Below are 26,035 nucleotides of genomic sequence, written 5' to 3' on the forward strand. Positions count from 1 at the left end.
AACTGAATGCGTAGGGAAAGCCGCGGGCCTGTGTAAGGCCTTTCCCGTTTCCTATGCAAAAAATCTACCGCTGGCTGGCCCCGTTGCTGGCTGCTCTATTCCTGCTCCCTTCCTCCCTTCACGCTCAAAAAGTGGGCCTCGTGCTCAGCGGCGGCGGCGCCAAAGGCCTGGCCCACGTGGGCGTGCTCAAGCAACTCGAAAAAAACCGGGTTCCCATCGACTACATCGTGGGCACCAGCATGGGTGCCATCGTGGGCGCCCTGTACGCGGCGGGCTACTCACCCAAGGAAATCGAGGAAATTGTGCTCAAGCCCGAGTTTCAGAACTGGGTGTCGGGGGCGCCGCTCGAAGGCAAGGTGTATAACTACTACGACGTAGACCCCACCCCAGCTGCCCTGCACCTGCGCCTGGCCGTCGACTCGACCCTAAAAACGCGGGTGACGCCCAAGCTGGTCGACGACGTGACGCTGAACTACGTGCTGGCCACCATGCTGGCCCCGGCCGGCGCTATTTCGGGCTACGACTTCAACAACCTACTGGTGCCCTACCGGGCCGTGGCCTCGGAGGTATTTACCCGCGAAAAGGTGGTGCAGCGCAGCGGCTCGTTGTCGGATGCGGTGCGCAACTCCATGGCTTTTCCGCTGGCTTTTCGTCCCATCCGGCAGGCCGACGGCCGCTACCTCTTCGACGGAGCCGTGGTGGACAACTTCCCGACCGGTGTAATGCGCGAAGAATTTAAGCCCGACATCATCATCGGGGTAAACGTGGGCGACGTGGCCTTCAATAAGTACCCCAAGGAAAAGGACGACCAGCTGCTGACCAGCACCCTGGTGTTTCTGGGCTCGAACGTGGCCGATACGACTTCGGTGGGCAAGAACGGCATCTTCATCCAGCCCAACCTGGACGGCATCACCGCCGCCGACTTCAACAAGGTGCGCCAGCTGCTGCAGCTGGGCGAGCAGGCCGCCGATAAGAAGATGGAGCTGCTGCTCAAGCGGATTCCCCGCCGCGAAGACACCCTGGCCCTGCAGCAGCGGCGGCGGGCCTTCCAGGAAAAAGCGCCCCGGCCCGACTTCAAGCAGATAACCGTGCAGGGCCTGCCCCGCCAGCAGCAGGATTTCGTGCGCCGCTTCTTCGTGCGCAACGGCACTAGCTACTCCCCCGGCGACATTGAGGAAGGCTACTACCGCCTGGTCAACAACGACTTCTTCAACAACGTGTACCCCCGCATCCGCTACGACCAGAAGCAGGAAGGCTACGTGCTGGGCATTGATGCCCGCCAGAACAGCAACCTCACTGCCGACCTGGGCGTGATGCTCTCGACCCGCTCGATGAACAACTTCTACATCGGCGGGGCTTACCGGTACCTAAACCGCTACCTCTACACCGTGCGGGCTGATGCCACCATCGGGCGCTTCTACAACGGGGCCCGGGGCTCGTTCCGAATCAGCATTCCGGGCCGGATTCCGCTGTATTTTGAGCCCACCGTCACGTTCAACAACTTCAATTACCAGGACACCGGCGGCCTGCTGGGCTCCACGGCCCAGAACACCCAGCTCAGCCAGCGCGACTTCAAAACCGAGCTCCAGATTGGCTTCAGCCCCAACTACCGCAGCCGCTACACCCTCAGCGGGGGCTTGTTCACAAACCGCGACCAGTACGCCAATACCGACGAAATCAGTTCCAACGCCACCCTCGACCTGGACCGCCTCCAGGGCGTCACGGCGGCCGGCCGCTTCGAGCGTAACTCCCTGAACCGCCGGCAGTATGCCGTTAGTGGCCGCCGCGCCGACTTCAGCGTGCGGGCGGTATCGGCCCAGGAAAAGTACACGCCCGGCACCACCGCCGGCGACCTAACCGAGCGTAGCCGCACCCACAATTTCCTGAAGGCCAGCCTCTTCATTGAACAGTATTTCACCTTCAACAAAGTTGATTCGGTGGGCCGCAAGGTGAATGCCTGGGGCTACATCTTCGATGCCGTGGCTACTACCCAGGGTCCCTTTGCCACCTACCGGGCTTCCCTGACTTCGGCCCCGGCCTTTTTGCCCCTGCCCGACTCCCGCACCCTGTTTCTAGACCGTTACCGGGGTACGGCCTACGCGGCCGTGGGCTTGCGCTATACCAAAGCCGTGCTGGGTCCGGTGGAGTGGCGCACCGAAATCTACGGGCACGTGCTGGTACGGCAGTGGGAGCGGCAGGAAGGCAACACGCTGCTGGCCGAGCGCGGCAATACCATCAGCCGCCCCTACCTCACGGCCATGACCGGCTTTGTGTATCAAACGCCCGTGGGCCCGGCCTCTCTGCAGTTCATCCACTACGACGATGCCGACAACAAATTCGGCGTGTTTGCCCACATCGGCTACGTCCTCTTCCGCGACCGGTCGTTGGATTAAGTGGTGAACTGGTGAGTTTGATGTTCACCGGGTTCTTGCGAGCAGGCACGACATTCCGTGCATGAAGCGGCGTCAATCCGTCCTCTGCTAGTGACAACCGTCCTTTTACCAGAAAGCCCTTTATTCCATCTGGCATAAAGGGCTTTTCACTGAAGGATACTCAGCACATTTCACAGGACGGATTGCCCCGGCTGCGCCTCGCAAGGACACTTTTTCAACTTACCATTTCACCACTTCACTATCTCACCGCTTCACTATCTCACCGCTTCCTGCGGGTACACTGGGGGCTCGGTGGCGTGGGGCGTGGAGGCGTGCGGGCTGTCGGGGCGGCTTCGCAGCCGGCCAGGATGGCGCAGGCCAGCTCCTCGCCTTTGTAGACACTGTTAAAGAAAACGGTAGCCAGCAGCATAGCCGCTATGGGCGCCACCCAATATAGCCACAGGCCGGTGTAGCTCTGGGCCGCCACGGCGCTGCCCAAGGTGCGGGCCGGGTTGAGGCTCATGCTGGAAAGCGGGCTTTCGAAGGTGATATAGAGCAGCAGCAGCACCCCAATCAGCCAGCCGGTCGACTTCTTCAGCCGCTCGTGGTGCAGGGCCAACAGCATGACTACCATCAGGATAAAGGAAATGACGAACTCGGCGCCGAAAGCCACCAGCTGCCCGTGCTCCTTGGGCTCGGTTACCAGGTAATTAACGGCCGGGTGGGCAAAGACAGAGCCTAAGGTCAGCTTGAGCAGCTGGCCCATCAGCAAAGCTCCGCTCAGCTGGGCCAGCATGTACCATAAGGCATCGGCCCGCCGGATTTTGCCCATTTGCCAGAAGGCAATAGTCACGGCCGGGTTAATGTGCGCCCCCGACTTCTTGCCCCATGGATTGTACACCAGCACCACAATAACCAGGCCCATGCCCAGCCCGATACCGGCGCGGCGCAGCAAGTCCTGACCGGCCAGGGCCTGGTACACCGGCGACGCTGGGTACTCAAACAGGATGGTGAGCAGCGTGCCGCACAGCATAAAGAAACCGATGCCTGCCGCCTCCGCCGCGTAGTGCGACCAGTGTCGGTGCCAGGCGTGGCGCATTTCGGATAACAAGGTCATTGAATGAAAGACTACTCCTGAGCTTGGTGAAACGCTAACCCGGCGCTTCGGTTGTTACCGCCGAGCTAGGGCTGCACCAGAATCAGGGCTGAGGAGGCGGGTATGCTCAAGGGCTTCCCGGCTTCCACCGTCAATGTGCCCAGGCCCTTCTGGTTGATTTCCTGGCCCCGCAGCACAATGGTATAGCTGCCCGCCGGCAGGGGCACGGTAGTGGCCGCCCGGTTGCCGTTGAACAGCACCGTGATGGTACCCCAGTCATCCCCGCCAGCGTGGCCTTGCAGCTGGTAACCGATAGTGTTGGCCGGCGTTGCGGGCAGGAACGCTAAGTGCTTTTCGACCAGCTCCCGGGTGGGCAGCCGAAAGGCCGGGTGGGTGCGGCGCAGGCCGATGAGCTTGCGGTAAAACTCGTACACGCCCGGATACTGAGCTTTGCGGGTCCAGTCGAGCTGGTTCACGTTGTCGGGCAGGTTGTAGGAGTTGTGGGAGCCGCCCTTGGTGCGCAGAAATTCGTCGCCGACGGGCAAAAACGGAATACCCTGGCTGGTGAAGACGATGGTGTTGCTGAGCACGTCCATCCGGATGAGCTCTTCTTCCGAGGCCCCGGGGTTGGCTACGGTGAGTTTGTCCCAGAGCACCCGGTCGTCATGGCAGGCCACGTAGTTGATGGCCTGGCTGGGCTCCTTGGCCCAGGGCGCTTTAGAGTAATTCACTTTGGCATAGTCGAGCTGGGGATGCTGGGTGGCGGCCACGATGCCAAACTTCACGCTTTCTTCCAGGCCGGGCTGCCCGCTGGCAAAACCAGCCTCGTTCTGGCGGGCGTAGTGACCCTTCACCGCGTCGCGCAACTCGTCGCCGAAGGCGGCAATGCGGTCCAGCTTGGACACGTTGGCTTTCACGGCCCGCTCGGTTTCGGGCAGCGGGCTGCTGCCGGCCGTCCAGCCTTCCCCGTAGATAAAGATGCTGTGGTCAATTTCATCCAGGGCCACGCGCACGGCCCGCATGGTGCGCAAGTCCAGCACGCCCATGAGGTCGAAGCGGAAGCCATCCACGTGGTACTCCCGGGCCCAGTACGCCACCGATTCCACGATGAGCTTGCGCACCATGGTCCGCTCGGAGGCCACTTCATTGCCGCAGGCGGTAGCGTCGGAGTAGGTGCCATCGGGTTTCTGGCGGTAGTAATAGCCGGGCACGAGCTGGTCGAAGGAGCTGCGGGCCGCGTCGGCGGTGTGGTTGTACACCACGTCGAGCACCAGGCGCAGGTCGTGGCGGTGCAGGGTTTGCACGAGCTGCTTAAACTCCCGGATGCGGGCGGCGGGGTCAGCGGGGTTCGTAGCGTAGGAGCCCTCGGGCACGGAGTAGTGCAGCGGGTCGTAGCCCCAGTTGTAGCGGTTTTCGCTCAGCCTGCTTTCATCCACGGAGGCAAAGTCGTTGGTGGGCAGCAGGTGCAGGTGCGTAATGCCCAACTCCTGCAAGTGCTGCAAGCCGGTGCTCACGCCCTGCGGGCCCGCAGTACCGGCCTCAGTCAGGCCCAGCAACTTGCCCTTGTGCTCGATGCCCGACTGCGGGTGCATACTCAAATCCCGCACGTGAGCCTCGCCAATGACGATGTCGGTAGCCTGCTTGAGCTCGGGCCGTCGGTCGTCGGGCCAGGCGGGCGGACTCACGGTGGCCGGGTCGAGCAGGGCCCCGCGCAGACCGTTGATGCCCACGGCGTGCACATACGGGTCGGGTACTTCGGCCATCTGCCGCCCCCCGATGGTGGCCTGCACCACGTAGAACCGACCCGGGGGCTGGGCCGGCAGCTGGTACACCCAGGTCCCGCCCACCGACTTTTCCATGGCGTAGGTGGCTGCCGGGGCTCCCCCTTCGCCTTCGGTATACAGCTTGAGCTGCAGGGCTTCGGCAGTGGGGGCCCACACCCGCAACCGGGCTTGCCCGCGCACAAACGTCAGGCCCAGGTCGGAGCCGGTGTAGGTAGGATACGCGGCAAAATCGGGAATCTTGGAGCCGGTTTTATGGGAAACAGCGCAGGCAGAGGCCACCAGGAACAGGCTTAGGAGGAGCAAAAACTTCATAGAGTAAAGTTGCTCAAAAACAGGCAGGGTTGAGAATCGAGCTGTCCTTGCTTCACCTTGCTCGCAAGGACACAGAAAAAGCTATAACCTATTCTTCCCCACAAACTCCCGCAGCAGCCGGGCTACTTCCTGCGGAGCCTCCAGGGGCGGCAGGTGGCCCACGCCACCCAGAATTTCCAGGGGCGTGTTGTCGGGCAGGTAGGGCAAGGTTTCCAGGCCGTGGACCGAGGGCGACATAATCGGGTCGGCGCTACCGGTGAGGATAAAGCAGGGCACTTGCACCAGGCATAGGCGGGCGGCAATATTCTCCCGGCTGCCATAGCGCATCCACGCGTCCCAGGCCGGGTGCGAGGCGCGCAGGTTGTCTGCGATAATACTGGCCTTTACCGCCTCCGAGACAGGGCGCACCACGATTTTATTGAAAGTAGCGGCGGCGGCTTCCGGGCGGCCAAAGGCTTTGAGCGAGGCACTGCGCTCCTCGTCCGTCATGGGTTCGATGGTAGGCGGCGACGGGGCCACCAGCACTAATCCGCGCAGGCCCACTGGCTGTTCTGAGGCCACAAACATGGCCATTTTGGCGCCCATCGAATGGCCGACCAGCACGAAGCTGGTCAGGCCGCGCTGCTTGATGAAGGCCAGTATGTCGGCCGCGTAGTCTTCCACGGCGTAGCCCAAAGGCGGGGCCGGAGCTTGTCCGAAGCCGCGCAGGTCGGGAGCCAGGCAGTGGAAATCGGCACTCAACTCCTCCAGCACCAGCCGCCATTCCTGGCCGCTGCCGGCCCAGTAGTGCAGAAAAACGAAGGTCAGCGGCCCGGTGCCGGCTTCCAGGGCGGGTAAATCAACGGGTTGGGGCATGAGTCGGGCAGTAGCTTTTCCATGACGTACGGAAAGCACCCGGCTTTCGGGTAAGCTCAACCATTACTTCCACCGAATTTTCTGTCCGGCCTGCCCCACTTGCAGCCGCGCGGGCAGCTTGGCCAGAATTACGTCGCGCAGCGTAGCCAGCAGCGGCAGCCGCACGAAGCCGTGATGCACCACCAAGCTTACCTCCCGCACCGGCTCGGGCCCCACAAAGCGCTTCACCATCGGGTTCTGGCCCACTTCCTCCAGCACCGACAGCTCGGGTACCAGCGTGTAGCCGTTGGTGCGCGCCACCAGCTGCTTGAGCGTTTCAATGGAGCCGCTTTCGTAGGTGTAGGGCCGGGGCGTGGTCGGGGCGGGCGGGTTGCACAGGTTGAGCACCTGATGGCGAAAGCAGTGCCCCTGCTGCAAGAGCCACAGGCCGTCGGCGTCGAGGTCAACGGGTTCGAGCAGCGCTTTGGTATACAGCGGATGTCCTTCGGCCACATAGCCCAGAAATGGCTCTTCCAGCACCGGAATTTCGCGCAAAGCCCGGTCGTCGAGGGGCGTTACGAGCAGGCCCACGTCGAGGGTGTGCCCCTTGAGCCGCTCCATTATCTGGGCCGACTGCAGCTCCTCTACGTGCAGGTGCAGGCCGGGGTAGCGCTCGGCCAATTCGACCAGAAACAGCGGCACTAAGTAGGGTGCCAGCGTGGGAATGACACCTAGACGCAGCTCGCCCACCACGTCGCCTTTTTCGAGCTGCACTACTTCCTGCAATTGCTGCACCTCGCGCAGCACTTGCCGGGCCTGCTGCACTACTTTGGCCCCCACCGCCGTGGGCCGCACGCCCTTGGGGGTCCGGTCGAAGAGCAGCACGCCCAGCTCTTCTTCCAGTTTCTGCACCTGCATACTGAGCGTGGGCTGAGTCACAAAGCACTTCTCGGCGGCCAGCACGAATTGCCGGTGCGTATCCAGGGCCACGAGGTATTCCAGCTGCTGTACGGTCATGGGGCAAAGATAAGGGTTGACTATACCCTGCTCCGGTTCTATCAGGCTCTCTTATACAACAAGCCGGCAACCCATCCGTAGTTCAGGTGCTTACTGTTTGCGCGGCGCATGAAATTATTACTGGTCGAGGATGAGCCCAAGCTGGCTTCGTTTATTCAGAAAGGCTTCCAAAACGAAGGCTACGAGCTGGACGTGGCCTTCGACGGCCAGATGGGCCTCTCGCTGTTCCGGCAAAACAGCTACGATTTGATTGTGCTCGACGTAAACCTGCCCTACATCAACGGCTTCGCGCTCTGCCAGCTCATCCGGGCCGACAACGCCCGCGTGCCGGTGCTCATGCTCACGGCCCTCGACAGCCTGGAAGACAAAACCCAGGGCTTCGAGGCCGGGGCCGACGATTACTTGGTCAAGCCCTTCAAGTTTCAGGAGCTGCTGCTGCGGGCCCGGGCCCTGACCAAGCGCAACGCCACGGAAGCCAGCGTGAAGCGCACCCTGCGCATGGCGGACCTGGAGCTCAACCTGGAAAGCAAAACCGTAACTCGGGCCGGGCAGCGCATCGACCTGACGGCCAAGGAATACGCCCTGCTGGAACACCTGCTGCTGCACCGAGGCAAGATCGTTTCCCGCGTCGACATCACCGAGAAAGTCTGGGAGCTGGACTTCGACACCAACACCAACGTCATCGACGTCTACATCAGCCACCTGCGCCGCAAGCTCGACAAAGGTCACGAGCCCAAACTCATCCACACCGTGGTCGGCATGGGCTACGTGATGCGGGAAGAATAAGGGAAAATGTGAGGAATGTGAGAAACGAGGTCCTGTCCTTGCTTGGCTTCACTCGCAAGGACGCATTTCCCACATGTAGCCTCATTAGCACCTGAGCACATTCCAACCCACTAGCACATTAACCCCATGCTGATTCGCAATAAGCTCATTCTGCGGTTTATGGCGCTGGTGTTTGCCATTCAGCTGTGCCTGACGGGGTTTATCTATTACTACAGTGCCCGGGCGCGGGAATTGCGCTTTTACCACCGGCTGGAAGGCAAGGCCGAGCAGACGGCCAACCTGCTTATTCACCGCCTCGACCTGGACCCCGACGTGCTGCGCAGCTTCCGCAAGAAAGACTTGCTGACCATGCACAATGAGCGCATCAGCATCTATGATGCGCAGCGGCGGCTGGTATTTCACCTAAGCCAGGAAGACGAGCCCGCCCCGTCCCGCGACGCGGAGTATTTTGATAAGATTACCCGCAAGAAACCAGCGCGTTTCCGGCAGGGCAAGATCGAGACCCTGGGCATTCTGTACCGGCACAAAAAGCGGGATTTTCTGGTGTTCGTGGCCGGGCGGGACCAGTTCGGCGGCCGGGAATTCGACACGCTGACGTCGATTCTGCTTTGGGGCAACCTTGGGGCATTGGTGCTCATTATCGGGCCGCCTGGCTGTTTGCCGACCGGTCGTTGCGGCCCTTGCAGCGCATGGTGGCCGAGGTAAAGGGCATTACAGCCTCCAACCTGAAGCGGCGGGTGGACGAGGGCAACCGGCAGGACGAAATTGCCCAGTTGGCCATGACCTTCAACCAGATGCTCAGCGGCTTGGAGCATGCCTTCGAAAACCAGAAAAGCTTTGTGGCCCATGCCTCCCACGAGCTGCGCACCCCGCTGGCCAACGTGCTGGGCACCCTGGAAACGGCCTCGGCCTATGACACCGAGCTGCCCGCCGCCAAGCGCAGCATCGACTCGGCGGTGGAGGAAATCCAGAAAGTCATTGACCTGACCAACGGCCTGCTGGCTCTGGCCAAGGCCGACGACACGTCCTTTGCCCGCGCCCCTGTGTCGCTCGACGACGTGGTGCTGCAGGCCGTGGATGCCTGCAAGCTGCGCTACCCCGGCCGCCCCATTCAGGTGGATTTTGGGACCTGGCCTGAGTCGGTGGAGGAAGTATTCGGGATGCGCGGCAACGCCCAACTGCTGCAAACGGCCGTGCTCAACCTGCTCGATAACGCCTGCAAATACTCCGACCAGTCCGTGCGCGTGCAGCTAGGCTACCAGACGCGCCACACCTTGCAGCTCACCGTGGCCGATACCGGTCCGGGCTTGCCGCCCGAGGAAGCGGCCCGGGTGCTGGAGCCCCTCTTCCGGGGCCGCAACGGCCACGACAAGCCCGGCTACGGCCTGGGTTTGGCCATTACTCAGAAGATTATTCAGGTGCACACCGGCCGGCTGGTACTCGACTCCCGCGTGGGGCAGGGCACCACGGTGACGGTGCTGCTGCCGGCCGCGTAAGCTGCCGCGCGTTCAGGTTATTTTAATGTGGTAGTCAGACCACGTTAATGTCGGGGCCGGTCCTTTGCAGAGAACTTACGCAAGCACCCGATGAAACCAACCACTCATGCGTCTCCCCCTGTGCTGGCCTGGCTGGCTATGCTGCTGCTCTCCTTTGGGCTAAATCTGTATCTGCTGCTACACCGCACGCCGGCCCCCACCGCCCCACCGCCGGCCTCCCCGGCTCAGCTCGTCAGCAACCCCGACGACGACGATGACGATACCAACGAAGAAGATGATGCATCCTGGGTGGCGCTGAGCGAGGAGCTCCGCCAAACGCGCCGCCAACTTGCCGAGTGTCAAAGCCATACTTCCGCGCCGGCCCATCGTATTGTCAGCCAATAAACTTGCCTCCCACCCCCTTTCCGCTCTCTATTCCGACCGATTTCCTATGAAAAACCTGCTTTTTGCTTCGATTTTCCTATCCGCCTCGTGCAGCTCTCCCGCCACCAATTCGGCTGAGCCAACGGCCTCCGAAGCCGCGCTGCCGGTCCAGACCGTGAGTCAGCGCACAACTCAGCCGGCACCTAAAGCCGCTATGGCCTATGATTTTACCCGCCCGGTCGCTACGTATTCCATGCCGTCCGAGCTGGCGGAGTTGTCGGGCATTGCCCTGGCCGGCAGCACCCATATTACCGGTATCGAAGACGAAACCGGCAACCTCTACGAGTACAATCTGAGCACGAAGAAAGTCGACCGAGTCATTCCCTTCGCCGGCAGCGGCGACTACGAAGACGTGGCCCGCGTGGGCTCCGATTGGTTCATTATGCGCAGCGACGGAAAGCTGTTCCGCTACTCCGGCGGCAAAACCGAGGAATTTGAAACCGGCCTGAGCTTCGATAATGAAACCGAGGGCCTGACCTATGACGCGGCCTCGAAAACCCTGCTGGTAGCTTGCAAGGGCGAGCCGGGGGCCGGCCTTTCCTTTGGGCAACGTGCCATCTACCGCCTGAATCCCGAAACCTTCAAGGCCGAACCCAAGCCGGCTTACGTGCTCGACGTGGAAGCCATTCGCAGCTCCAGCCCGGCTACTGATGCCGCGGCGGGCAAGTCGGGCAAGAAGAGCAAAAAGAAAGGCGGCGGAAAAGGCTTTTCGCCCTCGGCCCTAGCCGTGCACCCCGTCACCGGGCACGTATTCGTATTGTCGGCCAAGCAAAACGGCATTGTGGAGCTCGACAAGAACGGGCAGCTACTGGCCGCTCAGCCCCTGCCCGACGACCTGTTTCCCCAGGCAGAAGGCATGACTTTCACCCCCAGCGGCGACCTGTACGTGGCCACCGAAGCGGGTAAAGGCTCGGGCGAGGCCAGCATTTACCTGTTCCGCACCCAGAGCCGGTAAGAGGATTCAACCGGTGTCGGCCGCTCATAAGTCTGCCGAAAACCACCTTTGCCCCCTCGTCATGTCGGTCAACGGGAGATATGACAGTTACATGGCTTGCTGTTCATACGGGTCAAGCAATTCTATATCAGCCCCGAGTTGAGCTGCTGCGGCAGGTCAGCTCGGGGCTTTCTGCTTTCAGTATCAATACATGCTATACCAATATCAACATTATCAATTTTCATTATACATCCTTAAGCTCAACCTTTGCTCCGCGCCGGTTCAGTCGGGCGCAGTCGACCTCCAATCTTTTTCTGCATTTCTTTTCTAATGGAAGAATCCACTCAACCCAAGAAGCTGACTACGGCGGCGGGCCGCCCGATTTTCGAAAACCAGAACTCGGTTTCGGCCGGTGCCCGGGGCCCGCTGCTGCTGCAGGACTACTTTCTGCACGAAAAGCTGGCTCACTTCAACCGGGAGCGGATTCCGGAGCGCGTGGTGCACGCCAAGGGCTCCGGGGCCTACGGCACCTTCACCGTGACGCACGACATCACCCATCTGACCCGGGCCAAGCTCTTCAGCAAAATCGGGAATGAGTGCCGCATGTTTGCCCGCTTCAGCACTGTGGGCGGCGAAAAAGGCTCGGCCGACACCGAGCGGGACCCCCGCGGTTTTGCGTTGAAGTTCTACACCGAAGACGGCAACTGGGATTTGGTAGGCAATAACACGCCGGTGTTCTTCGTGAAAGACCCGGTGAAGTTTCCCGACTTTATCCACACTCAGAAGCGCGAGGCGCGGAGCAACCTGAAGTCGCCGACGATGATGTGGGACTTCTGGAGCCTGAACCCCGAAAGCCTGCACCAGGTCACGATTTTGATGTCGGACCGCGGCACGCCCTACGGCTACCGCCACATGCACGGCTACGGCTCCCACACCTTCTCCCTGATTAACGCTAACAATGAGCGTACCTGGGTGAAATTCCACTTCCGCACCGAGCAGGGCGTCAAGAACTTCAGCAGCGACGACTCGGCCCAGATGAAGGCCCAGGATGCCGACTTTGCCCAGCACGACCTGGTAGCGGCCATCGACAACGGTAATTTTCCCCGTTGGAAGATGTTCATCCAGACCATGACCCAGGAGCAGGCCCGCACCTTCCGCTGGAACCCCTTCGATTTGACCAAAGTGTGGCCCCAGGGCGAATTTCCGCTGCAGGAAGTAGGCGTAATGGAACTCAACGAAGTGCCCGTCAACTACCACGCCCACGTCGAGCAGGCCGCTTTTGCCCCGGCCCACGTGGTGGACGGCATCGGCTACTCGCCCGATAAAATGCTGCAGGGCCGCCTCTTGGGCTACCCCGACGCGCAACGCTACCGCCTCGGGGCCAACTACGAGCATCTGCCCGTGAATGCCTGCCCCTACGGCTTCAGCAACTACCAGCGCGACGGCCAGATGGCCCTCGGCGACAACGGCGGCCCCGGCCCCAACTACTTCCCCAACTCCTTCGATGGCCCGATGGAAGACAAGACTGTAGGGGAACCCGCCGAACTGCTCGACGGCCTCTACGCTGACCGGTTCGACCGCAACGAAGGCCCCGGCGACAACGACCACTACACCCAGCCCGGCAACCTGTTCCGCCTGCTCGATGCCCAGGCCCAGCGCAACCTCATCGACAACATCGTGGGCTCGATGAGCGGCATCAGCGGCCCGAAAAAGGACCTGATCATTCAGCGCCAGCTCTGCCACTGGTTCCGCGCCGACATCCGCCTGGGCATGGCCATTGCCAAAGGCCTGGGCGTGGATGTGGAGATGCCCACGCAACACGTAGCAGCCGCTACGGTTTAGCTTACTACCTGACCTGCCTTTTTCTGCACAAACAGCCGGCTTCCGTAAGGAGGTCGGCTGTTTGGTTTTCATTACTTTCAGTTAATGAAGCAGGCAAACATCTTAACGTGGATTCAAAACTGGTACCTCTCGCAGTGTGATGGAGAGTGGGAGCATGAATACGGAGTCAAAATTGAGACGCTCGACAATCCTGGCTGGTGGGTTAGAATAGACCTGGCTTATACCGACTTGGAAGACATTCGCTTGGAAGTATCAGTTGGAGAATCAGCCGATGACTGGCACTACATCAAGGTAGTAGATAAAGTGTTTGACGCTTCAGGTGACCCAACCAAGCTTGAGTTTCTACTAAATGAGTTCCGAGCTTTGGCTGAATTTGGAGAAGAAGCTTTTCTTCACCAGCATACAAGCTCCCGCGTTATTCCTATTGCCGAGGGATTTACGCTAGACAGAGGCCTGCCAAAACCGATAGGCAAGCTTCTCGAGCAGCTCATAGAGGCAGAGGGCGTAACAGCGCAGACTATGCCAGATAGAGGGCGCGAGTTAGCGCACAGAATAAAGCCAGCCCTGGAAGAGCTTGCTCAAACATCAGACACCGACATGGACAGGCTCCTGATGCTGACTTACAACTACGGCTGGAATTATATTTATTCGAGACAAACCCTTCGATAAAACCTTACGCACCTACACCTCCACCTTTAGCGTGGCGGGCTGCTTGGTTACCTGGAACATTTCCCCGTGGGGCACGATGGTAATCTGGCCGTACTCCTGCAAGAGCTGGCGGTAGGCTTCGGATACTTTGCGGGGGTTCCGGTCGAGGTCGTAGAGGCCGCAGGCGTTGACTTTACCCACTTTCTGGCTCAGGCCTATGTCCCAGTCGACCTGGTCGATGAGGGAATACCAGGTGAAGCCCAGCACCGGAATGCCTTCTTCGCGCATCCGGAGAATATTGACCCACTGCTTCCAGAGCCAGGTGGGCGCATCGTGGGCGTCGAAGACGTTGGTTTCGGTGTGCATCACCGGCTTGCGGTAACGTAGGTAGTACTCGTGGGTGATGTTGTACCAGCCCAGCACGTCCACGCTGGTACACTCCTCGCCGTTGGGCAAGATGATTCGCTCGTTGCGGCCGTAGTAGTCGTTGCCCATCACCTGGTAGCCCGGCGGCTCACCGGCCATAAACCAGTCGTACTCCTCACGAGTCATCCCGTTGTCGTAGAGATAATTGAGCACGTCGGCGTCGGGGTGGTGGGCGTAGAGCAAATCCAGGGACAGGAAACGCAGCTTGTTTTCCAGCTTGATCCGGGCGCAGGGGTTGGCGCGCAGCTCGTGGATGTACTCGGCCGACTCGCTTTGCACAATGATGCAGTCGGGCCTCACCTGGGCAATCTGCTGGTTGGCCATGATGCTGGCGGCCACAATGTGCTTCATGGCCGTCACGAAGGCCTGGTCGGAGCGCAGCTGCTCGTTCCAGATGCCGTCCTTGGCGCTCATGCGGGCCGTCACGAAAATCTCGTTGATGGGCGTGTAGTACCGCACCCAGGGGTAGCGCCGGGCCACGGCTTCGGCGTATTCGGCAAAGTACACCGGCAGCTCGGGGTTCTGGAAGTTGCCGAGCCAGTCGGGCAGGCCGAAGTGCAGCAGGTCCAGAATCGGGGTGATGTCCAGGCGCTGCATCTCGGCCATTACCTGGTCGGCAAACTCCCAGTCGTACTGGCCCGGCCCTTTATGAATGCGGTAGTAGGGCAATCCGTAGCGCAACACCTTCAGGCCCATGTCTTTTACCAGGGCCAAATCCTCTTTCCACCGGTCGTAGTGCCCGCACTCGGCCAGCAGGTCGCGCCGGGTTTTGCCATTGTCGATGGTGGGATAGGAGCACTCGATGCCGGTGGCAAACATGAAGTTGCCGGGCTCTCCGGTAGGCAGGCCGCTGCCGTCGCGCCCCCCGGCTCCGCCGTATTCGTCGCCGGCATAGTTGCCTTCCCCGAACCGGGCTTTGATATGCTTTAAAAAGTCTTTCGCCATACGATGCTGGTTGACCAAAGCTTCCTGACAGAAGCAAGGACGGGGAAGTATTGACTCTGGTAGCTGATAAGGGCTAGGTAAATAATCTGTTGAGCCAGAGTTTGTTTGCGTTAGGGGTCATTGTTTGCTAAAACAACGCCGGTCTACCACCTTGCTCTTCGGGCACTGCTCGGGATATAAGACGCTCGGCCTACTTCTGGTTTTCCAGGAATTTGTCGGCGGTGCGCAGGGCCAGGGCCATGATAGTCAGGGCGGGATTCACGCTCAGGGCGCTGGGGAACACCGAGTTGTCGCAGATGTAGAGGTTGGGCACGTCGAAAGCTTTGCCGTTGGCATCCACCACGGCGTCGTCGCCCGAAAGGCCCATGCGGGCCGTGCCGATGACGTGAGCCGAGCGGGGAAAAGCCCAGATATCGGTGGCGCCGGCGGCTTCCCAGATCTGCCGCATCAGCTTTTCGGCGTGGGCGTTCATCCGGATTTCGTTTTCGTGGTTGGTGAAGTGCAACCGGGGCTTGGGCAGGCCGCGGGCGTCTTTTTCCTCGGCCAGTTCCAGGAAGTTGTCGGCGTGGGGCAGACAGTCGCCCAGGATGTTGATGCCGGCAATGTGGTTGTACTGCTGCATGTATTGGCGCAGCGGCTCACCCCATAGTTTACGCCCCCGGGCCACCTGTCCGGCAAACGTGACAGGCATGATGCCTATGCTTTGCAGCAAGTAGCCACCGGCAAAATCGGCATCCTTGGGGCGGAAGGTATCCTGGGAAATCAACGAGCCGGGAATGCCCTTGAAGGGCCGGACTTCCTCGGCAAAGGTGCCGAAGACCTGCACGCCGGGGTGGGCCATAAAGTTGCGCCCCACGTGCCCGCTGCTCAAGGCCAATTCGTTGAGCAAAAGCAGCCGCGGCGTTTCGACGGCGCCGGCGCACAGAAACAGGTGGCGGCAGCGCAGGCGCTGCTCTACTCCATTCTGCTGATAGATAACGCCGGTGATTTTGCCCGTGTCGTCCCGCTCGATTTCCGTCACGTAACAGCCGGGCCGGATGTCGGCACCATAAGCGGCGGCCAGGGGCAGAAAGGTCACGTCCATACTGGCCTTGGCCCCGGTGCTGCAGCCGGCCTGGCAGAAGCCCCGGTTGGTGCAGGCCTCGCGCCAGCCTACGCCTTCCTGGTAATAGCGTGCCGACAGCGCTGCGTTGGCCGCCGGCGACGTCCTGATTCCCAGCGCCTCACAGCCCCGCTGCATGAGTTGGGCGGCGCCGTTCAGCGGCAGCGGAGCCAGCGGGTAGCCTTTGCGGCGGGCCGGCCCCCACGGATACGGCGTCGGGCCTGAAATACCCAGAAATTGCTCTAGTTCCTCGAAGTAGGGTTCCAGCTCCTCGTAGCCGAAGGGCCAGTCCTGACCCACGCCAAAGTCGCGGTGCAGGTGCAGGTCTTCGGGCTGAGGGCGTGGGGTGTAGGCCGTGTAGTGCAGCGTAGAGCCGCCGACACCGGTACCCGAGTTATTCTTGCCGAAGGCCACCGGGTCGTGGCCGGCCGAGAGCCGCTCGTCGTTCCAGAACAGAAATTCCTGGGCTTTTTCATCGGTGGCAAAGTCCTTTTTCGGGTCGTGCCAGGGGCCGGCCTCCAGGGCCACCACCTTCAGGCCGGCCATAGCCAGGCGGGCCAGCAGCGGCGCCCCACCGGCCCCAGTCCCGATGACAATACAATCCACGGTTTCGGCGGGCAGCGGAATTTCCAGGGGCGCGGGTTCGGGCACGATGGGCCTTTCGACCATCGGGGCATCGGCCAGCAGGCTTTGGAGCAGCGGATCCTGAATTTCCGGCTTAACGGGGTTCAGAATGCCTTCTTCCAAGGTTTCTTCGTCGGGCATAAACGGTGAATGAGTGAATGAGTGAGATAGTGAATGCTTGAATTAGTAGATGAGTGAGTTGTTCTGTTGCCGCAAGGCTGCGCCAGCCGAAAATCCACTTCACTCATTCACTCAATCACTCATTCACCGCTGGCTCCCGGTCTTCTTTTTGGTTGAGGGTGATTTTGCTCCAGCCGGGCACGTCGGCCATGCCCACGTAGCCGATTTCTTCCTGGGCCAGGGGGTGGGCGTAGTAGTTTTCGGTCAGTTCGGCCAGCAGCTCCTCGAAGAAGCGGTTAGCCGACAGCGTATCCCAGAGTGGGCCCGGCGCGGTTTCGTTTTGCACGGCTTGCAGTACAGCGTCCTGCTGCAGGCCCGTCAGCTCCTCAAACGGGGCCCCGAATATAACCCGGGCGCTTTCCCGGATGCCACCCAGCCCCAGGCGGTAGGCTTCCCGATCGGGAGGCAGCACGTCGTAGCGCCAGCCATCGGAGCCGCCCGTGAGCAGGCGCTGGTCGATAGCCGGGGCCAGCTCGATGGGCGAGTCCCGGTCGGGCTGGGGAAACAGGCGGGCCGCCACCATGCGCAGCAGCTCGTAGGTAGCCGCATCAAAAAACTGGGGCTCGTAGTCGGGCGCGTCGAGGCGGGCCTGCAGGGCCGTACGCGTGGCTTCGGTCACAAGGTCGGTGGCCAGCAGGGCACGTACGGTGCCTGCGGGGTAAGCAGAAGAAGCCATATCGGGAAGGAAAGCCATAAAAGATACGTTACTGACGAGCTAAGCGCCCGGAAGGTTATTGCCGTTGAGCTTCAGGGCACCTGTTTAACCGGCCCAGCGGGGTTTTGTCCGGCCAATTGATAAAATAATCAATGCGTTATGTGAATACAACCCGCTTACGCAAGCCGGGCTTAGCAGGTAAACCCCCTCCTACTCCGTGAACCGCCTATATAGCCCAAAAGCAACACTCCGCTGGGTTTTGTCTACCTTGAACAGGATTTAATACTCTCTGCCGAACCACACCTGTTGCGGATGAAACACCTTCTCTACTCACTGCTGGCCCTGGGGCTGGCGCACCCGGCGGCCGCCCAACTCAGCGGCCCCAAAACCATAGACCCGGCCGGCACGGGCCCCGACAACTACCCGTCCTTTACGGCCGCCATTACGGCCCTGAATGCCGGCGGCGTGAGTGCTGACGGCGTGCTGTTTCAGGTAAAAAGCGGGGCCGTCTTTACCGAAATTGTCCCAGCCATTACCGTCAGCGGTACGGCTACTGGCCGCATCATCTTCCTCAAGGACGGTACCGGCGCCAACCCCAGGCTGCAGGGCACCGGCACCGGTGCCACCGACGCCGGCCTGACCCTGGACGGGGCCGACTACGTGACCATCAATGGCATCGACGTAGCGGATGCGGCCACCAACACTACGGCCGCTCAGCAGCTGGAATACGGTTTCTGGCTGAAAAACGGGGCAACCAACAACCTGGTGCAGAACAGCACCGTGGACCTGAACCGGGCCAATGCCACCAAAACCTCCGGAGTGTTTTTGCAGGACGGCAACAACAACCTGAACCGGTTTCTGTCGAACACCATCCAGGACTGCTTCTACGGCTACAACTTCGACGCGGGCAGCACCAACTTCGACAACGGCAACGAAATCGGGATGCTGGCGGGTGGGGCGGCCAGCCGGGTGCTGACCATCGGCGCCGGCGCTGCCAACGTGCCCACGGGCATCGTATACGGCATTTACTTGCGCAGCCAGACGATGGCCAAAGTGGCTAATACCGAGGTTGCGGGGCTGACGGGCACCAGTTCGGTGTACGGTATCTACTCGACGGGCACTACTAATACCGTCGACATCTCCGACAACCGCGTGCACGCGCTGACGGCCACCAACAGCTCGGGCGCGGCCCAGGGCATTTACGTCAACAGCGGGGTGCTGCACACTATCTTCCGCAACTACACCTACGACATTGCCGCCACCGGCGCTACGGGCTTTGCCTCAGGCATGGACATCACGGCGGGCACGACCAACAACGTGTACAACAACTTCGTCTACGACATCCGGGCTCTGGCCAGCACGGCTGGCACCTCGGTGCGCGCCCTAAGTTTCCGGGGCGGCACCAACAACTACTGCTACCACAACACGGTAGTCCTGACCGGTGCGCCCACGGCCGCTACCAATAAGAGCGGGGCTTTCTTTGTATCGGGCACCACGCCGGTTGACTTACGCAACAATATCTTCGTCAACCTGATAACCCTGCCCAGCGGTGGCGGGGGTGTAGCGGCGGCCTTTTTCAAAAGTACTGCTGTGCTGACCAACTTAGCCGCGGCCTCGAACAACAACCTGTTCTATGCCGGCCCGCCCTCGGCCGAAAAGCCGATTTTCTATGGCGTCGCCACCACCCCGGCCGTCGACCAGACCCTGGCCCAGTACAAGCTGCGCGCCGCCCCGGCCGACCAGAGCGCCGTGACCGAGAACGTGCCCTTTATCAACCCGCTGACCGACCCGCATCTGCAGGCCGGAGCGGTTACCCAAGCCGAAAGCAGCGGCCAGAGCCTGGTAAACTCGCCGCTGCCCGTGCCCACCGACATCGATAACACCGCCCGCACCGTGGCCACTCCCGACCTGGGCGCCGATGAAGGCACCTTCCAGAGCGTAGACGTTTCGGGGCCCAGCATTGCTTACCAGCGCCTGCCTAACACGGCCAGCCCCGGCAACCGCAACTTGAGCGTGCTTATTTCTGACCCCAGCAGCGTGGCCTCCGGCACAGCTGGTCCGCGCCTGTACTACAAAAAGAAAACCGACGCCAACGTCTTTACCGAGCCCAACGATGCTACCGGCAACGGCTGGAAATGGGTAGCGCCCGGCGCGGCCTCCGGTGACAGCTACACCTTCACCCTCGACGTGACCAAGCTGCGCAGTGCGCCCGTCGCCGACGATTCTGTGCAGTACTTCTTGGTAGCTCAGGACCTGGCTGCTACCCCCAACGTGAGTGCCTCGCCCGGGGCTGGCTTTGCCGCTACTTCGGTGGCTAGCATTACCAGCGCCCCCACTAAGCCACATGCTTACCGCATACTGGGTTTGCTCAGCGGCATCAAAACCGTGGGCACTGCCGCTACTGCCGATTATCCCACGCTCACCGCGGCCGTAGCTGATTTGAACACCAAGGAGCTGGGCGGCCCCCTGACGCTGGTGCTGCAGGACGCTACTTACCCCACCGAAACCTACCCCCTGACGCTGAGCGCTAACCCCGGCAGCAGCAGCGCCAACTCGATTACCATTCGGCCCGCCAGCCTGCGCGCCGTAACGCTGAGTGCCAACGCCCCTAGCCCGCTCTTTATCATTGATGCCAGCTACGTGACCCTGGAGGGCACATCGGCCGTCGGCAACAGTGGCAGCCTCGCGCTGACCAACGCCGGCACGGTCGCCAGCAGCAGCGGGGTATTCGTGACGGGCCGCGACGTGACCCTGCGTGGCCTCAGCATTCAGGGCAGCAGCTCGGCTACGGCCTACGGCGTGGCTTTCAGCGGCGCTACCAACGGCACCGTACGGGGCTGCACCATCACCCGTACCAATACCGGCATTCAGGCCCAGGCCAACTGCGTCAACTTCACCGCCGCCGGCAATACCATCGGCAGCAGCACCGCCGCCGACAAGATTGGCACCAGCGGCATCGTGATTACGGCTACCCAGGGCTTTGCACTCACTGGCAACACCGTTGCCGGCGTGACGCGGGCCGCGAGCCCCTCCGTGGCCGGCATCGTGGTGGGCACTACGTCGGTTGATGGCGTTATTGCCTCCAACCAGATTCGGGACATCGTACACACCGGCACCGGCACTTCCGGCACCTACGGGGCCTACGGCATCCGCTTGTCGGCCTCTGGCGCAGCTGCCAACGTGTCCGTGGTGAACAACATGATTTCGGGCATTCTGAGCGCCGGCGACGACGGGGTTTCCTTTACGCCCCAGGGCGTGTACATAAGCACCGGCGGAGGCTATAAACTGGTTTTCAATACGATTCGCCTCACCGGCAACGTGATTTCGGGTACCACGCCCATCACCGGCGCCGTTACCATTGCCAGCACCGTAAGCGACGTAACGCTGGTCAACAACATCCTGGTAAACCAGCAGACAGCCACGCCCAGCGGGGGCCGTACCTACGCCGTGTACGCGGCCGGTACCACTTCGCCCTTCACCCTGATTGACAACAACGCTTACTCGGTGCAAGGCACTACGGCCAAGCTGGCTTACCTCAACGGGGCTGAGCACACCACGCTGGCCGCCCTGCGGGCCGTCACTACCCAAGACGCGAACAGCCTGCTGGCCAACCCGGTCTTCAGCCTGACCACGGCCGGCGACCTGCACCTGGTAACGGACGCCAACTGCAACCTCGACGGCAAAGCCCGCCCCGTAGCCAGCGTGACGGCCGACATCGACAACAACGTGCGCAACACGAGCACGCCCGACATCGGGGCCGATGAATTTGCGGCTACGGCCCGCGTGGCTCCCACGGCTCCCAACAAATTCGGTGTGCAAAACCAGGCCATCCCCAGCCTGACGGCCACCACCGCCGCGGGTGGTACGGCCGTGTGGTATAATGATGCCGCCCTGACCCAGCGTCTGTTTGCCGGCCCCAGCTACGCCACCGGCCGCACGACTATGGGCACCTATACCTACTACGTGGTTGATTCGCTGAATGCCTGTGTGAGCCCGGCTACTTCCGTACGCCTCACCATCGTGGGTCCCGACGCTACCGTAGCGGCCCTGCGCGACCTGAACGTTTCGTGCTTTCCCAACCCCGCCCACGGCCTGGTGACGCTGCGGGTAGAGGGCCCGGCCCGCACGATTTCGGCTGAGCTACTCGACGCCCTGGGCCGCCCGGTGCTAACCCAGCAGGTGCGCCACGATGCTCCCGCCACCCAGCACCCGCTCAAGCTGCAGGGCCTGGCCAAAGGCATCTATCTGCTCCGCCTCACCACTGAAGGCCAAACCACCGGCCGCCGGATTGTGGTAGAGTAACCGCAGCGTAAGGTTTTCATCAAACAAAGGCGGCGCTTCCGGTTCGGAAGCGCCGCCTTTGTTTGATAAGCCTTCTCTTATTTCATCCTACGCAAAGCGTATGTCAAATGAAGGATGACACAGATTCAACAACGACGCAGTCAAGATTCCTCGCTCTGCTTGGAATCACGCTCGGCTGTTGCTACCTACTGGTCGCTGGAGAGCTTGCCGCCGGTGACGTGCACCAGACTGCCGGTCATGAAGGAGCCGTCCTGGGAAGCCAGCAGCACGTAAGCTGGGGCCAGTTCCTCGGGCTGACCGGGCCGCTGCAAAGCCACTTCGTAGCCAAACTTCTCGATTTCCTCGGCGGGCATGGTAGCCGGAATGTTGGGCGTCCAGACCGGGCCGGGCACCACACAGTTGACCCGGATGTTCCGCTCGCCCAGGTGAGTGGCCAGGCTCTTAGTGAAGGCGTGAATGGCTGATTTGGTAGCGGTGTAATCAATCAGCAGTGGGTTGCCGGTGAGGCCCACGATGCTGCCGGTGTTGATGATAGAGTCGCCGGCCTGCAGGTGGGGCAACGCCGATTGGGCCATCCAGATATAGCCCAGGATGTTGGTATCGAAGGTGCGCCGGATCTGTTCCTCGGGAATGTCTTCGAACTTCTCCTGGGCCATTTGGAAGGCGGCATTGTTAACCAGAATATTAAGCCCCCCCAGCTCAGCCAGGGTGCGGCGTACGGCCTGCCGGCACTGTTCCGGGTCGCGTACGTCGAGCTTGAGCAGAATGCAGCGGCGCTTACGCTTTTCCACCTGGCGCTTAGTTTCCTCGGCGTCCACGTCGTTTTCGTTGTAGAGCACGGCCACGTCGGCGCCTTCCAGGGCAAAGGCAATGGCTACGGCCCGCCCGATGCCAGAATCGGCGCCGGTGATGAGGGCAATTTTACCTTCCAGCTTGCCGGCGGCTTTGTAGTTGGCAAAGTCGGTGTCGGGCTGCTGCTGCATATCGGCCTGCTTGGCCGGGTAGGGCAGCTTTTCAGCTTTCATGTCCTTGGCCGTGGGGCGTTTTTCGGGCTTGGGCGCGGCGGTTTTCTTTGGGGCAGGGGCTTTGGCGGTGGCCGGTGCTTTTTTGGCAGCCATAGTGCAGAGCATAAGGAGTTAGAGCTTAGACTTACGTAAAACCGGCCGAATGGTCGAGTTACGCCCCCAGCCTTGCGCTCTGCCTCGGTTGCAGGCCCCACCGAATCCGGATACTTTTGCCGGGTTGGCTTCAGGCTGTAGTGTCGCGCGGCTGCTTCTTTCATCACCTTGCCCATGACTCAGAAAGTTTCCTGGCCGCTGCTCAACCGCCTGGCTTTCGGGCTGGCCGTGCTGCTGCGCTGGGCCCACGAGCTGGCTATGCCCCAGCTCACGCGCGACATGCAGACCCAAACGGAAAGCGCCGTGAACCTGCTGCGGGGCCACGGCGTGAGCGTGGCGCGCGTGAATTGGCAAGACCTTTCCCAGCCCATTTTCGAGCCCCTGAACCTGTGGCCGCCCGGCTACGCCTGGCTGATGGCCGGTTTGCTGCAGATTTCGCCGAGCGTGCTGCTGGCTACCCAGCTCATGCACTGGGCGGGGCTGTTGGGTTTGCTGCTGGCCTGGTGGTATCTGCTCAAGCCCTTGCGCCCCAGCATGGTACCGTGGGCCCCGGCGGCCTTTTTCCTGTTCTGGGGCCTAAGCAATGCGCCGTTTCACCTGCTCTTCGGCACCGATCTGCTGGCGTTGGCACCTTACTGCGGCGGCCTGGCCCTGCTGCTCCACCTGCTCACCCGACCGGCGGCAGTTCGGCGGCAGTCGGCCGGCTACGCCGCGGCCCTGGCTATGAGCAGCCTGGGGTTTGCGGCCTGTTTAATGCGGTTTGCCTACTACCCCCTGGCTTTTTTCTTGCCGCTGGCCCTGCTGCTGTTTGGCTGGCGCTGGCGCCCTCCGCTGCGCCGCCCGGCCCTGGCAGCTTTGCTATGGCTGACGCTGCTGGTAGCCAGCCTGGTACTCTACCAAGCCCGTGTGGCCGGCGACGCGTACTACCTGACTCAGTTTTACACCCAACTAGCCACTGAGCCTGCCAACCGCGCCACGCTGGGCCTCTATTGGCATCATCTGCGTCTGTTCGACCCGGTTTTTTACCACAGTCTCTTTTCCAACGAGCTGGACTTCAGCCGCCTGCCCCAGGGCCAGCTGGTACGAATGGGTGCCGTGTGGCTGGTTTCGGGCCTGGTGACGGTGCTGCTGGCCGTTGGGCTAAGCCGGGAGTGGCGGGCCGCTCGGCACCGGGGCCGAATCTGGCCCACGCGTCGCCTGCTGTTTTACGCTCTAGCCCTGGCTACGGCGCTGCTTAGCGCGGGGCTGCTGGTGGCCTTTTCGCTGCGTTACCCGGCCGCGCTGGTCGGCTGGTTTGCGAATGCCTACTGGACGTACGTGGCCGACACGCGGTATTTTCTGCCGGTATTCATCAGCATCTCGGCGGTAGTACTGGTGTTGGTGCTGGCCCGTCCACCCCGGCTGCCGGCGCCGGTGCGGCTGCTGGGGCTGAGCGTGCTGGGCGCTTCGTTGCTGTTGTCGCTTGTCACCCGCGACCGGCGTACAATCCAGCTTGTGTTTCAGCAACCTAACTTTTCCATCGACAAAGTGCCCGGCCAGCCCGCCGACGTGCGCCGCCTCGACTCGCTGCTGCGTACTGCCGGGGCGGGGCAACCGGTGCTGTTTGGGCGCAACTACTACAACAAGCGCGTAGAAATAGCGGCCCGACTGGCCGGCCACCTCATCCTCGACGCCGACTCGCTGTTTGCTCACCAGCCTTTGCGCACCAGCCGGCCCGTGCTGATGTTGTTCGATTTGAACCCGAACGCCCCGGCTAGTCCGGCCGTGGTGGAGTTTCTGCGCCAGCACCGGGCCCAGCCCCAGCTCGGACTGCCAACCCTGGGTGCCCAGATTTTGCGCCTGGAAATCCGGCCGAAAAGCCCGTAGCGGCTCAGGGTATAGCCATACAAAAAGCCCGGCTGCATCACGCAGCCGGGCTTTTTGCAAAACGCGGATTAGTCCTGAGAACTACTGGCCTACACCGGTTGGGGCCTCGGCCATCGTGGGGTAGTCGATGTAGCCGTCGTCGTCGCCGGCGTAGAATTTGGCCGGCTCGGGCGTGTTCAGGGCCGCGCCCTGCTCGAAGCGCTCTACCAAGTCGGGGTTGGCAATGAAGGGCACACCGAAGGCAATCAGGTCGGCCTCGTTGTTGGCCAGCGCCTTCTCGGCCGTTTCGTGGGTATAGCCGCCGTTCAGGATAAAGGGACCGGTGAAGATCTTGCGCAGGTGAGCCGCTACCAGCTCCTGGCCGGGCTGCGGGGCCATGGGGTGGCCGGGCAGGGCCTCAATCACGTGCAGGTAAGCAAGGCCCAGCTTATTGAGCTGCTCGGCTACGTAGCTGAACGTTTTTACGCGGTCCGAGTCGTTGATGCCGCCCATGGTGCCCGTGGGCGAAAGGCGAATACCGACCCGGTCGGCGCCGAAGACCTCGGCGGCGGCCTGCACTACTTCCAGGGCAAATCGGGCGCGGTTTTCCACGCTGCCGCCGTACTCGTCGGTGCGCTGGTTGGAGCCATCCTGAATGAACTGGTCGACCAGATAGCCGTTGGCGCCGTGAATTTCCACGCCGTCGAAGCCGGCTTCCTTGGCGTTGGCAGCGGCTTTGCGGAAGTCTTCTACCACGGCTTTCACCTCGGCCGTTTCCAGGGCCCGGGGCGTCGGAATTTCCTGCATCCCATTGATGGTGTAAGCCTGCACGCCGGTGGGCTGCACGGCCGACGGAGCTACGGGCAGCTCACCGTTGTGGAAATCGGGGTGGGAAATGCGGCCCACGTGCCAGAGCTGAATGAAAATCCGGCCCCCGGCGGCGTGCACGGCGTCGGTTACCTTGCGCCAGCCCGCTACTTGGGCTTCGGAATAGATACCGGGCGTGAAGATATAGCCCACGCCCTGGGGCGAAACCTGGGAGCCTTCACTGATGATAAGGCCGGCCGAGGCACGCTGCTCATAGTAGGTCACCGTCGAGTCGGTGGGCACGTTGCCTTCATTTTTGGCCCGGCTGCGGGTCATAGGCGCCATTACCAGGCGGTTGGGCAGCGTGAGGGCACCCATCTGGAAGGGCGAGAAGAGGTTGGAATCTTGGCTCATGGTTGAGAATCGTAACGTCGGAATACAGGAACCGGCGCTTAGGGCCGGCTGGTTGACGCTTCCAAACCAATGT

At 61.6% G+C, this 26,035-nt stretch carries 19 protein-coding genes; 10 read left to right on the forward strand and 9 right to left on the reverse strand.

Features of this window, described 5'->3' with window-relative positions; all coding sequences use genetic code 11:
* The first annotated feature begins 53 nt into the window (after window positions 1-53).
* A complete protein-coding gene (locus tag MUN80_RS03710) occupies window positions 54-2,393 on the forward strand; it encodes a patatin-like phospholipase family protein (protein WP_244719797.1) in 2,340 nt (779 codons plus the stop codon).
* A gap of 259 nt (window positions 2,394-2,652) precedes the next feature.
* On the opposite strand, the gene MUN80_RS03715 is transcribed toward MUN80_RS03710, so the two are convergent.
* The 4 genes from MUN80_RS03715 to MUN80_RS03730 all read right to left on the reverse strand — a co-directional run bounded on the left by MUN80_RS03715 (window position 2,653) and on the right by MUN80_RS03730 (window position 7,415).
* Window positions 2,653-3,489, reverse strand: coding sequence for an MIP/aquaporin family protein (locus MUN80_RS03715; protein ID WP_244719800.1), 837 nt, complete (start codon window positions 3,487-3,489; stop codon window positions 2,653-2,655).
* A 65-nt stretch (window positions 3,490-3,554) separates the two neighbouring features.
* The gene (pulA, locus tag MUN80_RS03720; RefSeq protein ID WP_244719804.1) at window positions 3,555-5,564 is read right to left on the reverse strand and encodes a type I pullulanase; all 2,010 of its coding nucleotides are present in this window, start codon (window positions 5,562-5,564) and stop codon (window positions 3,555-3,557) included.
* A gap of 81 nt (window positions 5,565-5,645) precedes the next feature.
* Window positions 5,646-6,419, reverse strand: a complete 774-nt coding sequence (locus tag MUN80_RS03725) for an alpha/beta fold hydrolase (RefSeq protein ID WP_244719806.1) — start codon at window positions 6,417-6,419, stop codon at window positions 5,646-5,648.
* A 63-nt stretch (window positions 6,420-6,482) separates the two neighbouring features.
* A complete protein-coding gene (locus MUN80_RS03730; protein WP_244719808.1) occupies window positions 6,483-7,415 on the reverse strand; it encodes a hydrogen peroxide-inducible genes activator in 933 nt (310 codons plus the stop codon).
* Window positions 7,416-7,523: 108 nt separating this feature from the next.
* Between MUN80_RS03730 and MUN80_RS03735 the strand changes: the two genes are divergently transcribed.
* The 7 genes from MUN80_RS03735 to MUN80_RS03765 all read left to right on the forward strand — a co-directional run bounded on the left by MUN80_RS03735 (window position 7,524) and on the right by MUN80_RS03765 (window position 13,565).
* Window positions 7,524-8,201, forward strand: a complete 678-nt coding sequence (locus MUN80_RS03735; protein ID WP_244719810.1) for a response regulator transcription factor — start codon at window positions 7,524-7,526, stop codon at window positions 8,199-8,201.
* Between the two features lie 126 nt (window positions 8,202-8,327).
* Window positions 8,328-8,906: a hypothetical protein gene (locus MUN80_RS03740; protein ID WP_244719812.1), complete on the forward strand. Its 579-nt coding sequence runs from the start codon at window positions 8,328-8,330 to the stop codon at window positions 8,904-8,906.
* Entirely contained in the window at window positions 8,810-9,697 is an 888-nt protein-coding gene (locus MUN80_RS03745; protein WP_244719814.1) for a sensor histidine kinase, read from the forward strand. Before MUN80_RS03740 ends, MUN80_RS03745 begins: the two co-directional genes overlap by 97 nt.
* 90 nt (window positions 9,698-9,787) lie before the next feature.
* On the forward strand, window positions 9,788-10,081 hold the full coding sequence (locus MUN80_RS03750; protein WP_244719816.1) for a hypothetical protein: 294 nt from the start codon (window positions 9,788-9,790) through the stop codon (window positions 10,079-10,081).
* 46 nt (window positions 10,082-10,127) lie between these two features.
* Window positions 10,128-11,075 carry an SdiA-regulated domain-containing protein gene (locus MUN80_RS03755; protein WP_244719818.1) on the forward strand — a complete coding sequence of 316 codons (948 nt, stop codon included), beginning with the start codon at window positions 10,128-10,130 and terminating at the stop codon, window positions 11,073-11,075.
* 309 nt (window positions 11,076-11,384) lie between these two features.
* Window positions 11,385-12,896, forward strand: a complete 1,512-nt coding sequence (locus MUN80_RS03760; RefSeq protein WP_244719820.1) for a catalase — start codon at window positions 11,385-11,387, stop codon at window positions 12,894-12,896.
* An 84-nt stretch (window positions 12,897-12,980) separates the two neighbouring features.
* The gene (locus tag MUN80_RS03765) at window positions 12,981-13,565 is read left to right on the forward strand and encodes an immunity 53 family protein (protein ID WP_244719822.1); all 585 of its coding nucleotides are present in this window, start codon (window positions 12,981-12,983) and stop codon (window positions 13,563-13,565) included.
* 12 nt (window positions 13,566-13,577) lie between these two features.
* On the opposite strand, the gene MUN80_RS03770 is transcribed toward MUN80_RS03765, so the two are convergent.
* The 3 genes from MUN80_RS03770 to MUN80_RS03780 all read right to left on the reverse strand — a co-directional run bounded on the left by MUN80_RS03770 (window position 13,578) and on the right by MUN80_RS03780 (window position 17,497).
* A complete protein-coding gene (locus tag MUN80_RS03770) occupies window positions 13,578-14,915 on the reverse strand; it encodes a family 1 glycosylhydrolase (RefSeq protein ID WP_244719825.1) in 1,338 nt (445 codons plus the stop codon).
* A 190-nt stretch (window positions 14,916-15,105) separates the two neighbouring features.
* The gene (locus tag MUN80_RS03775; protein ID WP_244719827.1) at window positions 15,106-16,782 is read right to left on the reverse strand and encodes a GMC family oxidoreductase; all 1,677 of its coding nucleotides are present in this window, start codon (window positions 16,780-16,782) and stop codon (window positions 15,106-15,108) included.
* Between the two features lie 115 nt (window positions 16,783-16,897).
* Complete coding sequence (locus tag MUN80_RS03780) at window positions 16,898-17,497, reverse strand: gluconate 2-dehydrogenase subunit 3 family protein (protein WP_244719829.1); 600 nt, start codon at window positions 17,495-17,497, stop codon at window positions 16,898-16,900.
* A 291-nt stretch (window positions 17,498-17,788) separates the two neighbouring features.
* On the opposite strand from MUN80_RS03780, the gene MUN80_RS03785 reads away from it, so the two are divergent.
* Window positions 17,789-21,778 (forward strand): T9SS type A sorting domain-containing protein, encoded by a 3,990-nt coding sequence (locus MUN80_RS03785; protein WP_244719832.1) that lies wholly within the window; start codon window positions 17,789-17,791, stop codon window positions 21,776-21,778.
* 185 nt (window positions 21,779-21,963) lie between these two features.
* Here MUN80_RS03785 and MUN80_RS03790 read toward each other — a convergent pair whose 3' ends face one another.
* On the reverse strand, window positions 21,964-22,803 hold the full coding sequence (locus MUN80_RS03790) for an SDR family oxidoreductase (RefSeq protein WP_244724827.1): 840 nt from the start codon (window positions 22,801-22,803) through the stop codon (window positions 21,964-21,966).
* A gap of 267 nt (window positions 22,804-23,070) precedes the next feature.
* Between MUN80_RS03790 and MUN80_RS03795 the strand changes: the two genes are divergently transcribed.
* Window positions 23,071-24,762, forward strand: a complete 1,692-nt coding sequence (locus tag MUN80_RS03795; protein ID WP_244719835.1) for a hypothetical protein — start codon at window positions 23,071-23,073, stop codon at window positions 24,760-24,762.
* Window positions 24,763-24,843: 81 nt separating this feature from the next.
* Here MUN80_RS03795 and MUN80_RS03800 read toward each other — a convergent pair whose 3' ends face one another.
* Window positions 24,844-25,962 carry an alkene reductase gene (locus MUN80_RS03800; protein WP_244719837.1) on the reverse strand — a complete coding sequence of 373 codons (1,119 nt, stop codon included), beginning with the start codon at window positions 25,960-25,962 and terminating at the stop codon, window positions 24,844-24,846.
* Window positions 25,963-26,035 lie beyond the last annotated feature (73 nt).

Source organism: Hymenobacter cellulosivorans (genome assembly GCF_022919135.1).
Classification (GTDB): domain Bacteria; phylum Bacteroidota; class Bacteroidia; order Cytophagales; family Hymenobacteraceae; genus Hymenobacter; species Hymenobacter cellulosivorans.

Excerpts from the sequence above, each read along its gene's own strand:
- MUN80_RS03710 (WP_244719797.1), top strand. The coding sequence starts at position 54 with ATGCAAAAAATCTACCGCTGGCTGGCCCCGTTGCTGGCTGCTCTATTC.
- MUN80_RS03715 (WP_244719800.1), bottom strand. The coding sequence starts at position 3,489 with ATGACCTTGTTATCCGAAATGCGCCACGCCTGGCACCGACACTGGTCG.
- pulA (WP_244719804.1), bottom strand. The coding sequence starts at position 5,564 with ATGAAGTTTTTGCTCCTCCTAAGCCTGTTCCTGGTGGCCTCTGCCTGC.
- MUN80_RS03725 (WP_244719806.1), bottom strand. The coding sequence starts at position 6,419 with ATGCCCCAACCCGTTGATTTACCCGCCCTGGAAGCCGGCACCGGGCCG.
- MUN80_RS03730 (WP_244719808.1), bottom strand. The coding sequence starts at position 7,415 with ATGACCGTACAGCAGCTGGAATACCTCGTGGCCCTGGATACGCACCGG.
- MUN80_RS03735 (WP_244719810.1), top strand. The coding sequence starts at position 7,524 with ATGAAATTATTACTGGTCGAGGATGAGCCCAAGCTGGCTTCGTTTATT.
- MUN80_RS03740 (WP_244719812.1), top strand. The coding sequence starts at position 8,328 with ATGCTGATTCGCAATAAGCTCATTCTGCGGTTTATGGCGCTGGTGTTT.
- MUN80_RS03750 (WP_244719816.1), top strand. The coding sequence starts at position 9,788 with ATGAAACCAACCACTCATGCGTCTCCCCCTGTGCTGGCCTGGCTGGCT.
- MUN80_RS03755 (WP_244719818.1), top strand. The coding sequence starts at position 10,128 with ATGAAAAACCTGCTTTTTGCTTCGATTTTCCTATCCGCCTCGTGCAGC.
- MUN80_RS03760 (WP_244719820.1), top strand. The coding sequence starts at position 11,385 with ATGGAAGAATCCACTCAACCCAAGAAGCTGACTACGGCGGCGGGCCGC.
- MUN80_RS03765 (WP_244719822.1), top strand. The coding sequence starts at position 12,981 with ATGAAGCAGGCAAACATCTTAACGTGGATTCAAAACTGGTACCTCTCG.
- MUN80_RS03770 (WP_244719825.1), bottom strand. The coding sequence starts at position 14,915 with ATGGCGAAAGACTTTTTAAAGCATATCAAAGCCCGGTTCGGGGAAGGC.
- MUN80_RS03775 (WP_244719827.1), bottom strand. The coding sequence starts at position 16,782 with ATGCCCGACGAAGAAACCTTGGAAGAAGGCATTCTGAACCCCGTTAAG.
- MUN80_RS03780 (WP_244719829.1), bottom strand. The coding sequence starts at position 17,497 with ATGGCTTCTTCTGCTTACCCCGCAGGCACCGTACGTGCCCTGCTGGCC.
- MUN80_RS03785 (WP_244719832.1), top strand. The coding sequence starts at position 17,789 with ATGAAACACCTTCTCTACTCACTGCTGGCCCTGGGGCTGGCGCACCCG.
- MUN80_RS03790 (WP_244724827.1), bottom strand. The coding sequence starts at position 22,803 with ATGAAAGCTGAAAAGCTGCCCTACCCGGCCAAGCAGGCCGATATGCAG.
- MUN80_RS03795 (WP_244719835.1), top strand. The coding sequence starts at position 23,071 with ATGACTCAGAAAGTTTCCTGGCCGCTGCTCAACCGCCTGGCTTTCGGG.
- MUN80_RS03800 (WP_244719837.1), bottom strand. The coding sequence starts at position 25,962 with ATGAGCCAAGATTCCAACCTCTTCTCGCCCTTCCAGATGGGTGCCCTC.